Source organism: Pseudomonas sp. Pc102, from assembly GCF_018408275.1.
In the GTDB taxonomy this organism is placed as follows: domain Bacteria; phylum Pseudomonadota; class Gammaproteobacteria; order Pseudomonadales; family Pseudomonadaceae; genus Metapseudomonas; species Metapseudomonas tohonis.
This window is the reverse complement of sequence record NZ_AP021905.1, coordinates 5,930,275-5,943,097: the sequence shown is the minus strand read 5'-3', so window position 1 is coordinate 5,943,097 and position 12,823 is coordinate 5,930,275. Positions and strand designations below refer to the sequence as shown.

The window sequence follows — 12,823 nt, the reverse complement described above, 5'->3', positions numbered from 1 at the left end:
CCGACGGTCCCTGCCATGCAAGCCGCCAAGCCGCTGTTCGACTATCCGAAGTACTGGGCCGAATGTTTCGGTCCTGCACCTTTCCTGCCAATGAGTCGGGCGGAGATGGACCAACTTGGCTGGGACTCCTGCGACATCATCATCGTCACCGGTGATGCCTACGTCGATCATCCTTCGTTCGGCATGGCGATCATCGGCCGCCTGCTGGAGGCCCAGGGCTTCCGCGTCGGCATCATCGCCCAGCCGGACTGGCGCTCGAAGGACGACTTCATGAAGCTCGGCGAGCCCAACCTGTTCTTCGGCGTCGCCGCCGGCAACATGGATTCGATGATCAACCGCTACACCGCCGACAAGAAGATCCGCTCCGATGACGCCTACACCCCGGGTGGCGTCGCCGGGCGTCGGCCGGATCGCGCCAGCCTGGTGTACAGCCAGCGCTGCAAGGAGGCCTACACCCACGTGCCCATCGTGCTGGGTGGCATCGAAGCCTCGCTGCGCCGCATCGCGCACTACGACTACTGGCAGGACAAGGTCCGCCACTCGATCCTGATCGATGCCTGCGCCGACATCCTCCTCTACGGCAACGCGGAGCGCGCCGTGGTGGAGATCGCCCAGCGCATGGCCCAGGGCGAGACGATCGACTCGATCACCGACATCCGCGGCACCGCCTTCATCCGCCGCGACACCCCGGAAGATTGGTTCGAGATCGACTCCACCCGCATCGACCGCCCGGGCAAGGTCGACAAGATCATCAACCCCTACGTCAACACCCAGGACACCGCCGCCTGCGCCATCGAGCAGGAGAAGGGCCCGGTCGAGGACCCGAACGAGGCCAAGGTGGTGCAACTGCTGCCCAACCCGCGCCTGACCCGCGAGAAGACCGTGATCCGCCTGCCGTCCTTCGAGAAGGTGCGCAACGACCCGGTGCTCTATGCCCACGCCAACCGCGTGCTGCACCTGGAGACCAACCCGGGCAACGCCCGCGCCCTGGTGCAGCGCCACGGCGAGACCGACGTGTGGTTCAACCCGCCGCCCATCCCCATGACCACCGAGGAGATGGACTACGTCTTCGGCATGCCCTACGCGCGGGTGCCGCACCCGGCCTACGGCAAGGAAAAGATCCCCGCCTACGAGATGATCCGCTTCTCGGTGAACATCATGCGTGGCTGCTTCGGCGGCTGCACCTTCTGCTCCATCACCGAGCACGAGGGCCGCATCATCCAGAACCGCTCCCACGACTCGATCCTGCGCGAGATCGAGGAGATGCGTGACAAGGTGCCCGGCTTCACCGGCGTCGTGTCCGACCTCGGGGGCCCGACCGCCAACATGTACCGCATCGCCTGCAAGGACCCGGAGATCGAGCGTCACTGCCGCAAGCCGTCCTGCGTGTTCCCCGGCATCTGCGAGAACCTCAACACCGACCACAGCTCGCTCATCGAGCTGTACCGAAAGGCACGCGCCCTGCCAGGGGTGAAGAAGATCCTCATCGCCTCGGGCCTGCGCTACGACCTCGCCGTCGAATCGCCCGAGTACGTCAAGGAGCTGGTCACCCACCACGTCGGCGGCTACCTGAAGATCGCCCCGGAGCACACCGAGCGCGGCCCGCTGGACAAGATGATGAAGCCCGGCATCGGCAGCTACGACCGCTTCAAGCAGATGTTCGAGAAGTACTCGAAGGAGGCGGGCAAGGAGCAGTACCTGATCCCGTACTTCATCGCCGCCCACCCCGGCACCACAGACGAGGACATGATGAACCTCGCCCTGTGGCTCAAGCGCAACGGCTTCCGCGCCGACCAGGTGCAGGCCTTCTACCCCTCGCCCATGGCCAGCGCCACCGCCATGTACCACTCGGGCAAGAACCCTCTGCGCAAGGTCACCTACAAGAGCGAAGGGGTGAAGATCGTCAAGAGCGAGGAGCAGCGCCGCCTGCACAAGGCCTTCCTGCGCTACCACGATCCCAAGGGCTGGCCGATGCTGCGTGCCGCGCTGGAGCGCATGGGCCGCGCCGACCTGATCGGCAACGGCAAGCACCAGCTGATCCCCACCCACCAGCCGGAAACCGACGGCTACCAGAGCGCCCGCCGCAAGAACTCCACCCCGGCCGGCAGCAAGAAGGTCGGCAAGGCCATGCTCACCCAGCACACCGGCCTGCCGCCCCGTGCCAGCGACGGCAGCAAGCCCTGGGACAAGCGCGAGGAAGCCAAGGCTGCGGCCCAGGCCCGGCGCCAGGCGGAGAAGAGCGGCGCCGGCAAGGGCGCCAAGAAGCCCGGCAAGCGCCCCCCGGTACCGCGCTGATCCGCCGTGCCGTGAAATGAAGACGCCAGCCCCGTGCTGGCGTTTTCGTTTCCAGCCACGGTCCACGGTCCACGGGATGCAGGGGGCGACTTCAGTCGCCCGCTTTCTTGCCCCGGATGGTTTCTTGAGGGGACTGGTTACAAAATGTTTTTGGCACTATAGTTCCAATCTCATAAAAACAACGACGGAGCCCGCCATGCGTATCGCCTCCCTTTCCCTTCTCGCGCTCTCGGTGCTGCTGGCCGGCTGCGGCGAGCAGGACAAGACGCCCACCACCCACGTGGATTTCCAGAAGGAGCTGCAGGCCAAGCTGATCAAGGCCAAGCCGGGCACCGTCATCGAGATTCCCGCCGGTACCTACCAGCTCGACCGCAGCCTCAGCCTCAAGGCCAGTGGCGTCACCATCAAGGGCGCCGGGATGGACAAGACCATCCTCAACTTCAAGGGCCAGAAGGCCGGTGCCGAAGGGCTGCTGGTGGACGCCTCCGACTTCACCATCGAGGACCTGGCCCTGGAAGACACCAAGGGCGACGCGCTCAAGGTGGTGGGCGGCAAGAACATCGTCATCCGCAACGTGCGCACCGAATGGACCAACGGCCCGGCCACCGAGAACGGCGCCTACGGCATCTACCCGGTGCAGACCGAAAACACCCTGATCGAAGGCGCCGTGGCCATCGGCGCCTCCGACGCCGGCATCTACGTCGGCCAGTCGCGCAACGTCGTGGTGCGCAACAGCCGCGCCGAGCGCAACGTGGCAGGCATCGAGATCGAGAACACCATCGGCGCCGACGTCTACGACAACCTCGCCACCGGCAACACCGGCGGCATCCTAGTGTTCAACATGCCCAACCTGCAGCAACCGGGACACGGCACCCGCGTCTACCGCAACCAGGTCAAGGACAACGACCACGACAACTTCGGCCACAAGGGCACCCCCGTGGCCAGCGTGCCGGCGGGCTCCGGCGTGGTGATCAACTCCAACGACGACGTGGAGATCTTCGACAACGACATCAGCGGCCACCGCACCGCCAACGTCATCGTCAGCAGCTATTTCAGCACCGGCTACACCAACCTCTCCACCTCGGAGAACTTCGACCCCTACCCCGAGCGCATCGCCATCCACGGCAACCGCTTCGGCCCGGGTGGCGACAGCCCCGACAACCTCGAGCTCAAGGCCCTCAAGGTCGCTAAGTTCGGCCTCGGCGGGCGCCTGCCCGACATCCTCTGGGACGGCTACGTCAACCCGGCCAAGCTGGTGGACGGCAAGCTCCCGGCGGAGCTGGGCATCTGCGTCGACAACGGCGAGGCGGTGCTGATCAACGTCGACGGCCCCAACGGCTACAAGAACATCACCACCGACATGTCCGCCCATCGCTGCAAGCTGCCGGCGCTGCCGGAAATCGTCCTGGGCTCGGCCAGGGAGGCTCCCGGCGCATGAAGCGAGGCCTGCTGTTGATCGCCCTCCTGCTGCTCGCCGCCTGCGGCCGGCAGCCGGAGCCGCGCTTCATGCCCGAAGGCGACGCCTACCCCGAGAAACTCAGCGAGTGGGGCATGCTGCGCCTGGCCGACGGCCACCTGCAGCCGGTAGCCCAGGTATTGCCCTACGACCTCAACACACCGCTGTTCACCGACTACGCCCACAAGATGCGCACCCTGTGGATGCCCGAAGGCCAGGCCGCCAAGTACGGCGAGGACCACTTCGACTACCCCGTCGGCACCGTGCTGACCAAGACCTTCTACTACCCCCGCGACGCGCAGGGCCGCCTGCTGAAGAACACCGATGACGACCGCGACCCGGCTGCCGGCCTGGCGCTGGATCGCGTACGCCTGGTGGAGACGCGCATCCTGCTGCGGCAGAAGGACGGCTGGATGGCGCTGCCCTACGTCTGGGACGAGGCACAGAAGGAGGCCACCCTGGAATGGGCCGGGGCCAGCTTCGACCTGGAGCTGCTGGATGCGAAGGGCGAACGCCTCGCCGTCGACTACCAGGTGCCCGACGCCAACCAGTGCGCCGGCTGCCACGAGGAGCGCCACGGCGAGGGCGTGCGCCCGCTCGGCCCCAAGGCGCGGCACCTGAACAAGGACCTGGTCTATGCCGACGGGCCCGACAACCAGCTCGTCCACTGGCAGAGGCGCGGCTTCCTCAGCGGCCTGCCGGCAGCGGTGGCCAGCGTCCCGCGCAACGCCCTGTTCGGCCAGCCGCGCGACGGCGAGAGCCTGGAGTTGCAGGCCCGCAGCTACCTCGACGCCAACTGCGGGCATTGCCACAACCCCAAGGGCCCGGCGCGCACCTCCGGCCTGTTCCTCGACGCCGCCGCGCCGATGGGCATCAACTTCGGCCTGTGCAAGCAGCCCGTGGCCGCCGGCAAGGGCTCCGGCGACCGCCTGGTGGACATCCACCCGGGCAAGCCGGAGGAATCGGTCCTCACCTACCGCGTCGAAAGCACCGACCCCAGCGTGATGATGCCCGAGCTCGGCCGTTCCTCCGTCCACCGCGAGGGCCTCGACCTGCTCGAACGCTGGATCGCCGGCCTGCCTGGCGCCTGCCGCAGCTAGCGACCTGTAGCTTGGTGCCGAGCGCAGCGAGGCCCAACGGTGCGGACCCCAAACCGCGTCGTTGGGCTTCGTACCTCAACCCAACCTACGCTCCCCTAACCGCCCCCACGCCCGTCATCTTCCCCGACTATGCTCAGGCGCTAACCCGAAAGCCGCCGGCACGCGACGCGAACCATTTTCGTGCACGCCGTTCGAAGCAGTGCGTCCCGAGCCCCTTTCCAGTGCCGGCGCGGGGCGCACCCATCGACAAAACAGCACCTTGCGCGCTGGCATGAGACTTGCGCAGCAAGGCCATCGCTCAGGCTCGCAGGAGGCACGCCGTGTCGATCCACGTCGCACTGCACCACGTCACCCATTACCGCTACGACCGCGAGGTCGCCCTCGGTCCGCAGATCGTCCGCCTGCGCCCGGCGCCCCACAGCCGCACGCGCGTCCTCGGCTATTCGCTGAAGGTCGAGCCGGGCAAGCACTTCATCAACTGGCAGCAGGACCCCCAGGGCAACTACCTGGCGCGCCTGGTGTTCCCGGAAAAGACCCGTGAGCTCAAGGTCGAGGTGGACCTGGTCGTCGAGATGGCGGTGTTCAACCCCTTCGACTTCTTCCTCGAGCCCTATGCCGAGCAGGCACCCTTCGCCTACACCGCCGACGAGCAGCGCGAGCTGGCGCCCTACCTCAGCCGCCAGCCGGCCACGCCGCTGTTCGCCAGGTACCTCGCCGCCATCGACCTCACCCCGCGCGCCAGCGTCGACTTCCTGGTGGCGCTCAACCAGCGCGTCTCCCGCGACATCCGCTACCTGATCCGCATGGAGCCCGGCGTGCAAACGCCCGAGCAGAGCCTGGAACTGGGCTCCGGCTCCTGCCGCGACTCCGCCTGGCTGCTGGTGCAGCTGCTGCGCCATATCGGCCTGGCGGCGCGTTTCGTCTCCGGCTACCTGATCCAGCTCACCGCCGACCAGAAGGCCCTCGACGGCCCCAGCGGCACCGAGGTGGACTTCACCGACCTCCACGCCTGGTGCGAGGTGTACCTGCCTGGCGCCGGCTGGATCGGCCTCGACCCCACCTCCGGCCTGTTCGCCGGCGAAGGCCACGTACCGCTCGCCTGCAGCCCCGAGCCGTCGTCCGCGGCGCCCATCAGCGGTGCGGTGGACGAGTGCGAATGCGAGTTCTCCCACGACATGCGCATCGAGCGCATCTGGGAAGCGCCCCGGGTCACACGGCCCTACAGCGACGAGCAATGGGCGGCGATCCTCGAGCTTGGCCGGCGCATCGACCGCGACCTGCTGGCCCGCGACGTACGCCTGACCATGGGGGGCGAACCCACCTTCGTCGCCATCGACTACCCCGACGACCCGGAGTGGAACACCGCCGCCCTAGGGCCGAACAAGCGCCGCCTGGCCGCCGAGCTGTTCCATCGCCTGCGCGGGCATTACGCCCCCAACGGCCTGGTGCACTTCGGCCAGGGCAAGTGGTACCCGGGCGAGCAACTGCCGCGCTGGTCGCTGAACTGCTTCTGGCGCCGCGATGGCGAGCCGATCTGGAACGACCCGGCCCTGTTCGCCGACGAGACCCGTGGCTACGACGCCAGCGCCGAGCTGGCCGGGCGCTTCCTCGCGCAGCTGGCCGGCCGCCTGGGCCTGGCCGCCGACGGCATCTTCCCGGCCTACGAGGACTGGTACTACTACCTCTGGCGCGAGCGCCGGCTGCCGGTCAACGTCACCCCCGAGGACGCCCGCCTCGCCGACCCGCTGGAGCGCGAGCGCCTGCGCAAGGTCTTCGAGCAGGGCCTGGGCGAGATCGTCGGGCAGGTGCTGCCGCTGGGGCGCAACGCCGCTGGCGACGGCTGGCAGACCGGCTCCTGGTTCCTGCGCGACGAGCACTGCCGCCTGCTGCCGGGCGATTCGGCGATGGGCTACCGCCTGCCGCTGGATTCGCAACCCTGGGTCAGCGAGGCCGACTACCCCTACATCCACGCCGCCGACCCCGGCCAGGCCTTCCCGCCGCTGCGTCGTGCCGCGCAGATCCGCACCCAGCTGCGCCAGGGTGCGCAAGCCAAGGGCCAGGCCGAGGCCGCGCCCGGCCTCTACCAGTCGGCTGCCGGCGTGGTCCGCACCGCCCTGTGCGCCGAGCCCCGCGACGGGCGCCTGTACCTGTTCATGCCGCCACTGGCGGAACTCGACCCCTGGCTGGAACTGGTCGCCGCCATCGAGGCCACCGCGCGCGAGCTGGAGTGCCCGGTGCTGCTGGAGGGCTACGAGCCGCCCGGCGACCCGCGCCTGAACGTATTCCGCGTCACCCCGGACCCGGGCGTCATCGAGGTGAACATCCACCCCTCCAGCAGTTGGGAGGAGTTGGTCGAGCGCACCGAATTCCTCTACGAGGCCGCGCGGCAGACGCGCCTGGCCAGCGAGAAGTTCATGGTCGACGGCCGCCATGTCGGCACCGGCGGCGGCAACCACTTCGTCCTCGGTGGCGCCACCCCGGCGGACTCGCCCTTCCTGCGCCGCCCCGACCTGCTGCGCAGCCTGATCAGCTACTGGCACAACCACCCCTCGCTGTCGTACCTGTTCTCCGGCCTCTTCATCGGCCCCACCTCCCAGGCCCCCAGGGTGGACGAGGCGCGCAACGACGCCCTGTACGAACTGGAGGTGGCCTTCGCGCAGATGCCCGAGCCCGGCGCCGACTGCCCGCCCTGGCTGGTGGATCGCCTGCTGCGCAACCTGCTGGTGGATGTCAGCGGCAACACCCACCGCGCCGAATTCTGCATCGACAAGCTCTACTCGCCCGACAGCAGCAGCGGCCGCCTCGGCCTCCTCGAGCTGCGCGCCTTCGAGATGCCGCCCCACGCGCGCATGAGCCTGGCCCAGCAACTGCTGCTGCGCGGCCTGGTGGCGCGCTTCTGGGAACAGCCCTACGCGCCGCCGAAGCTGGCGCGCTGGGGCACCGAGCTGCACGACCGCTTCCTCCTGCCGCACTTCGTCCAGCAGGACTTCGACGACGTGCTGCACGAGCTCAACGAGGCGGGCTACCCGGTGCGCGGCGAGTGGTTCGCGCCGCACTTCGAGTTCCGCTTCCCCAAGTACGGCGACTTCATGGTCAAGGGCATCGAACTGGAACTGCGCCAGGCCCTGGAACCCTGGCACGTGCTGGGCGAGGAGGGCGCCGCCGGCGGCACCGTGCGCTACGTCGATTCGTCCCTGGAGCGGGTGCAGCTCAAGCTCGGCGGCCTGGCCCCGGACCGTTACGTGCTCACCTGCAACGGCGAGCCGGTGCCCCTGCAGAGCACCGGCCGGGTCGGCGAATTCGTCGGCGCCGTGCGCTACCGCGCCTGGCAGCCCGCCTCCTGCCTGCAACCCACCATCGGCGTCCACGCGCCCCTGGTGTTCGACCTGGTGGACACCTGGATGCAGCGCTCCCTCGGCGGTTGCCAGTACCACGTCGCGCACCCCGGCGGGCGCAGCTACGACAGCTTCCCGGTCAACGCCTATGAGGCCGAGAGCCGGCGCCTGGCGCGCTTCTTCCGCCTCGGCCACAGCCCCGGCAAGCTGCAGGTCGCACAGCCGCAAAGGAGCGACGAACTGCCAATGACCCTGGACCTGCGTCGCCATTAAGCTGTGCGCCGCCGCAGCCTGGCGTCCGGCCGGCTGCGGCGGCACCCAGGATTACAATTGAGAACGGGCGCATCCATTCGCGAGTACCAGATGTCCGACCTGCTTGCCCACTACCCCCTGACCGACACGGCCTACCACGAGCTGCTCGACGCCACCGGCGAGGTGCGTCCGCACTGGCTGCGCCTGTACCTCCAGCTGCAGCGCAGCAGCGCCGCCCAGTTGCGCCAGCGCCAGGAACTGCTGGCGCGGCAGATCCAGGAAAACGGCGTCACCTACAACGTCTACGCCGACCCCAAGGGCACCGACCGCCCCTGGGAGCTGGACCTGCTGCCCAACCTGATTTCCGCCGAGCAATGGCAGCCCATCGCCCAGGGCGTGGCCCAGCGCGCGCGCCTGCTCAACGCCGTGCTGGCCGACGTCTACGGCGAGCAGAAACTCATCGCCGAAGGCCTGCTGCCCAGCGAGCTGGTATTCGGCCACACCAGCTTCCTCTGGCCCTGCCAGGGCGTGCAGGCCATCGGCGGCACCTACCTGCACAGCTACGCGGTCGACCTGGCGCGCGATGCCGACGGCCAGTGGCACGTGCTCGCCGATCGCACCCAGGCGCCCTCCGGTGCCGGCTATGCGCTGGAGAACCGGCAGATCGTCTCGCGCGCCTTCCCGGAGCTGTACCGCGACCTGCGCGTGCAGTACCTGGCCGGCTACTTCCGCGCGTTGCAGGAGACGCTGATCCGCCAGGCCCCCGGCGACGGCGAGACGCCCCTGGTGGTGCTGCTCACGCCGGGGCGTTTCAACGAGACCTACTTCGAGCACCTCTACCTCGCGCGCCAGCTGGGCTTCCCCCTGGTGGAGGGCCACGACCTGACCGTGCGCGACGCCACCCTCTACCTCAAGACCCTGGGCGGCCTGAAGCGCGTGCACGCCGTGTTGCGCCGCCTGGATGACGATTTCTGCGACCCCCTCGAGCTGCGCACCGACTCGGCCCTCGGCGTGCCCGGCCTGCTCGACGCCGTGCGCCGTGGCCGCGTGCTGGTGGCCAACGCCCTGGGCAGCGGCGTACTGGAGTCCCCCGGCCTGCTGGGCTTCCTGCCCGCCGTCAACCGCCGCCTGTTCGGCGAGGAACTCTTGCTGCCCACCGTCGGCACCCGCTGGTGCGGCACCCCCGGCGTGCTGCAGGAAACCCTCGGCGCCCTGGAGGGCCTGGTGATCAAGCCGGCCTTCCCGTCGCAGAGCTTCGAGCCGGTGTTCGGCCACAACCTGGCGCCGCACGCGCTGGATGCACTGCGCAAGCGCCTGCAGGCACGGCCCCACGCCTATGTCGCCCAGCGCCAGGCGCAGTTGTCCCAGGCGCCGGTGTGGCAGGCCGAAGGCGAGCGCGGCGCCCTGCACTCGCGGGCCATCGGCATGCGCGTGTTCGCCGTGGCCACCGCCGACGGCGGCTACTGGGTGATGCCCGGCGGCCTCACGCGCGTGGCCTCCGAGGCGGACGCCGAAGTGGTGTCCATGCAGCGCGGCGGTGCCAGCAAGGACACCTGGGTGCTCGCCGACCGGCCGGTGACCGGGGAGCCCCTGCGCCCGCGCATCCTCGGTGTGCGCGACCTGATCCGCCAGGACCCCTACCTGCCCTCGCGGGTGGTGGAGAACCTGTTCTGGTTCGGCCGCTATGCCGAACGTTGCGATGACGCCGCGCGGCTGCTGCGCGTGGTGCTGTCGCGCTACGTCGATGCCGACGGGGACGAGCGGGCCCGGCAGGCCGCGCTGGAGCTGGCCGAGGCCCTGGGCCAGCTGCCGCCCGGCGACGAGCCCCTGGACCGACGCCTGCTCCAGGCGCTGCTCAGCGATGACTGGGCCTTCAGCCTCAGCGCCAACCTGCGTCGCCTGCACTGGGCGGCGGCCCAGGTGCGCGGCCGCCTCTCGCGGGAAAACTGGCACGCGGTGCTGGAACTCCAGCAGGAAGCCCAGGGGCTGGACCCGGCGCGCATGGACCTGGGCGACGCCCTGGACTTCCTCAGCCGCCTGCTGATGTCACTGGCGGCGCTCTCCGGCTTCGCCCTCGACGACATGACCCGCGACGACGGCTGGCGCTTCCTGATGATCGGCCGGCGCATCGAACGGGTGAGCTTCTTCGCCGAGAGCATCGCCGGCTTCCTGCGCGGTGGTGCGGCCTGGGACCCGGGCGCCCTGGAGTGGCTGCTGGAGCTGGGCAACAGCACCATCACCTACCGCTCGCGCTACCTGGCCTCGCCGCAGCTGATCCCGGTGCTCGACCTGCTTCTGCTGCACGAGCAGAACCCCCATGCGCTGCGGTTCCAGCTGCAGGCCCTGGAGCGCTCGCTGGGCCGCCTGCACGAGGAATTCGGCGCGCCCCAGGAGCTGATGCTGAGCGGCCTGATCGGCCGCCTGCTGGCCTTCGACCTGGGCACCCTGGAAAACCCGCTGTTCGGCAGCGACAGCCTCGACGAGGTGCTGGAGGGGTTGGCGCACCTGCTCGGCGAGATCGGCCAGATGGTCGGCCAGGTCTCGGATCGCCTCGCTTTGCGCTATTTTGCCCATGTCGACGACGTCAGCCAGCAAACGGTATCCACCTGATGCACTCCCAAGCCGCCTCCGTCGCCCCCCAGGGCGCGCGCTACCAGGTGTTCCACGACACCCACTACCGTTACGCCGCGCCGGTGTCGCTGGCCCAGCAGCTGGTGCACCTGTGGCCGCGCGAGTGCCCCTGGCAGCTGTGCAGCGGGCAGGACCTGGAGATCAACCCGGCGCCGTCCTCGCGCAGCGAAGGGCTCGACGTGTTCGGCAACCCGCTGTGCCGCCTCGCCTTCGAGCGGCCCCACGACCAATTGCAGGTCAACGCGCGGCTGCTGGTGGAAGTGCTGCCCCGCGGCCCCCATGCGCTGGACAGCTCGCCCCCCTGGGAGCTGGCGCTGGCCGGCCAGGCCTTCACCGGGCGTCCGCTGGGGGCCGAGGCGCTGGAGGCCTGCCGCTATCGGGTCGAGTCGCCCTACGTGCGCATCAAGCGCCAGTTCGCCGACTTCGCCGAGGACTGCTTCCCCCTCGGCCGGCCGCTGTTGCTCTGCGCTGCCGCGCTGATGGAAAAGATCTTCACCGGCTTCGATTTCGACGCCGAGGCCACCCAGGTGGCGACCCCGCTGACCGAGGTGCTGGAGCGCCGTCGCGGCGTGTGCCAGGACTTCGCCCACCTGATGCTCGCCTGCCTGCGCTCCAAGGGCCTGGCCGCACGCTACGTCAGCGGCTACCTGCTGACCCAGCCGCCGCCCGGGCAGCCCCGCCTGATCGGCGCCGACGCCTCCCACGCCTGGGTTTCGGTGTACTGCCCGCGCAACGGCTGGGTGGATTTCGACCCCACCAACAACATCCTTCCGGACCTCGAGCACATCACCCTGGGCTGGGGCCGCGACTTCTCCGACGTGTCGCCCCTGCGGGGGGTGATCCTCGGTGGCGGCAGCCACGACCCGGACGTGCGGGTCACGGTGATGCCGCTGTGGGAGTTGGCCGTATAGGTCGGGCTCCGTGTCTCAGCGGCCCTTCAGGCGCAGGTGCAGGATCGGGAACGGCTTGCCCGAGCCGTCCAGCTCCGAGCGGCTTTCCACCTCGAAGCCCATGTGCAGGTAGAAGCCCACGGCCTGCGGATTCTGCTCGTTGACCTCCACCGCCGTCGCGCCCTCGTTGGCGATGGCGTGCAGCAGCAGTTCGCGGCCGATGCCCTGGCCATGCAGCGCCGGGTCGACGAAGAGCATTTCCACCTTGCCCTCGGCGGTGCCGATGAAGCCCTGGATGCGCCCCGCGGCATCGCGGCTGCAGGCCAGCTTCACCGAGTCCAGGTAGGCGTCGCGCACCAGCGGCTTGAAGAACTGGATGTCGTCCTCGCCGAGGAAGTGGTGGGTAGCGCGCACGGCGGCTTCCCAGACCTCCACCAGGCGCTGGCGGTCGTTGTCGTCGATGCGTTCGAGTATGTCCATGTTCACCAGTGTCGTTTCGAGCGGTTCCAGAGATAGAGCAGGCGGGCGAAGGCCTTGTAGCCCAGTTGCGCCAGCCCGTGGATCAGCGGCAGGGAGAGCAGGCGGGCCTTCCAGCGCTCCTTCGGCGAGTGGCGCCAGAGCACGATGAAGGCGTCCACGCCCATGCGCTTCACGCCCTGTTCGTCCACCAGGTGCAGGCGCTCGCGGACGTACTCCAGCGCCTCGCCGATTTCCTCCACCGCCTGGTTGTCGGCGTGCACGTCGGCCCACTCGATCTCGCAGGCGGTGGACTTGTCCTTCTGCCCTTCGATGCCCGCCCGGCACACGGGGCAGGCGCTGTTGTAGTAGACCTTGATGCGCCCTTCGTCCTCGCTCATCGCACGC

8 protein-coding genes are annotated in these 12,823 nt (G+C 69.1%); 6 read left to right on the top strand and 2 right to left on the bottom strand.

Annotation, left to right across the window (positions count from 1 at the left end):
- The first annotated feature begins 15 nt into the window (after positions 1 to 15).
- The 6 genes from PHLH3_RS27150 (at position 16) to PHLH3_RS27125 (ending at position 11,980) form a co-directional block, all read left to right on the top strand.
- Complete coding sequence (locus PHLH3_RS27150) at positions 16 to 2,295, top strand: YgiQ family radical SAM protein (protein WP_173171401.1); 2,280 nt, start codon at positions 16 to 18, stop codon at positions 2,293 to 2,295.
- Positions 2,296 to 2,491: 196 nt separating this feature from the next.
- Positions 2,492 to 3,733 (top strand): parallel beta-helix domain-containing protein, encoded by a 1,242-nt coding sequence (locus PHLH3_RS27145; protein ID WP_213626555.1) that lies wholly within the window; start codon positions 2,492 to 2,494, stop codon positions 3,731 to 3,733.
- Entirely contained in the window at positions 3,730 to 4,851 is a 1,122-nt protein-coding gene (locus tag PHLH3_RS27140) for an SO2930 family diheme c-type cytochrome (RefSeq protein WP_213626553.1), read from the top strand. The genes PHLH3_RS27145 and PHLH3_RS27140 overlap by 4 nt, the downstream gene beginning before the upstream one ends.
- 320 nt (positions 4,852 to 5,171) lie before the next feature.
- Complete coding sequence (locus PHLH3_RS27135; RefSeq protein ID WP_213626551.1) at positions 5,172 to 8,459, top strand: transglutaminase family protein; 3,288 nt, start codon at positions 5,172 to 5,174, stop codon at positions 8,457 to 8,459.
- 90 nt (positions 8,460 to 8,549) lie between these two features.
- Positions 8,550 to 11,048, top strand: a complete 2,499-nt coding sequence (locus PHLH3_RS27130) for a circularly permuted type 2 ATP-grasp protein (protein WP_213626549.1) — start codon at positions 8,550 to 8,552, stop codon at positions 11,046 to 11,048.
- A complete protein-coding gene (locus PHLH3_RS27125) occupies positions 11,048 to 11,980 on the top strand; it encodes a transglutaminase family protein (protein ID WP_213626547.1) in 933 nt (310 codons plus the stop codon). Before PHLH3_RS27130 ends, PHLH3_RS27125 begins: the two co-directional genes overlap by 1 nt.
- A 15-nt stretch (positions 11,981 to 11,995) precedes the next feature.
- Here the strand turns inward: PHLH3_RS27125 and PHLH3_RS27120 are convergent, their stop codons facing one another.
- Both PHLH3_RS27120 and PHLH3_RS27115 read right to left on the bottom strand, forming a co-directional pair.
- A complete protein-coding gene (locus PHLH3_RS27120) occupies positions 11,996 to 12,439 on the bottom strand; it encodes a GNAT family N-acetyltransferase (RefSeq protein WP_213626545.1) in 444 nt (147 codons plus the stop codon).
- A gap of 2 nt (positions 12,440 to 12,441) precedes the next feature.
- Entirely contained in the window at positions 12,442 to 12,816 is a 375-nt protein-coding gene (locus PHLH3_RS27115; RefSeq protein WP_213626543.1) for a DUF393 domain-containing protein, read from the bottom strand.
- Positions 12,817 to 12,823 lie beyond the last annotated feature (7 nt).

What these genes read in the sequence shown, in the direction of transcription:
- PHLH3_RS27150 (WP_173171401.1), top strand. Translation starts at nt 16, where the DNA reads ATGCAAGCCGCCAAGCCGCTGTTCGACTATCCGAAGTACTGGGCCGAA.
- PHLH3_RS27145 (WP_213626555.1), top strand. Translation starts at nt 2,492, where the DNA reads ATGCGTATCGCCTCCCTTTCCCTTCTCGCGCTCTCGGTGCTGCTGGCC.
- PHLH3_RS27140 (WP_213626553.1), top strand. Translation starts at nt 3,730, where the DNA reads ATGAAGCGAGGCCTGCTGTTGATCGCCCTCCTGCTGCTCGCCGCCTGC.
- PHLH3_RS27130 (WP_213626549.1), top strand. Translation starts at nt 8,550, where the DNA reads ATGTCCGACCTGCTTGCCCACTACCCCCTGACCGACACGGCCTACCAC.
- PHLH3_RS27125 (WP_213626547.1), top strand. Translation starts at nt 11,048, where the DNA reads ATGCACTCCCAAGCCGCCTCCGTCGCCCCCCAGGGCGCGCGCTACCAG.
- PHLH3_RS27120 (WP_213626545.1), bottom strand. Translation starts at nt 12,439, where the DNA reads ATGGACATACTCGAACGCATCGACGACAACGACCGCCAGCGCCTGGTG.
- PHLH3_RS27115 (WP_213626543.1), bottom strand. Translation starts at nt 12,816, where the DNA reads ATGAGCGAGGACGAAGGGCGCATCAAGGTCTACTACAACAGCGCCTGC.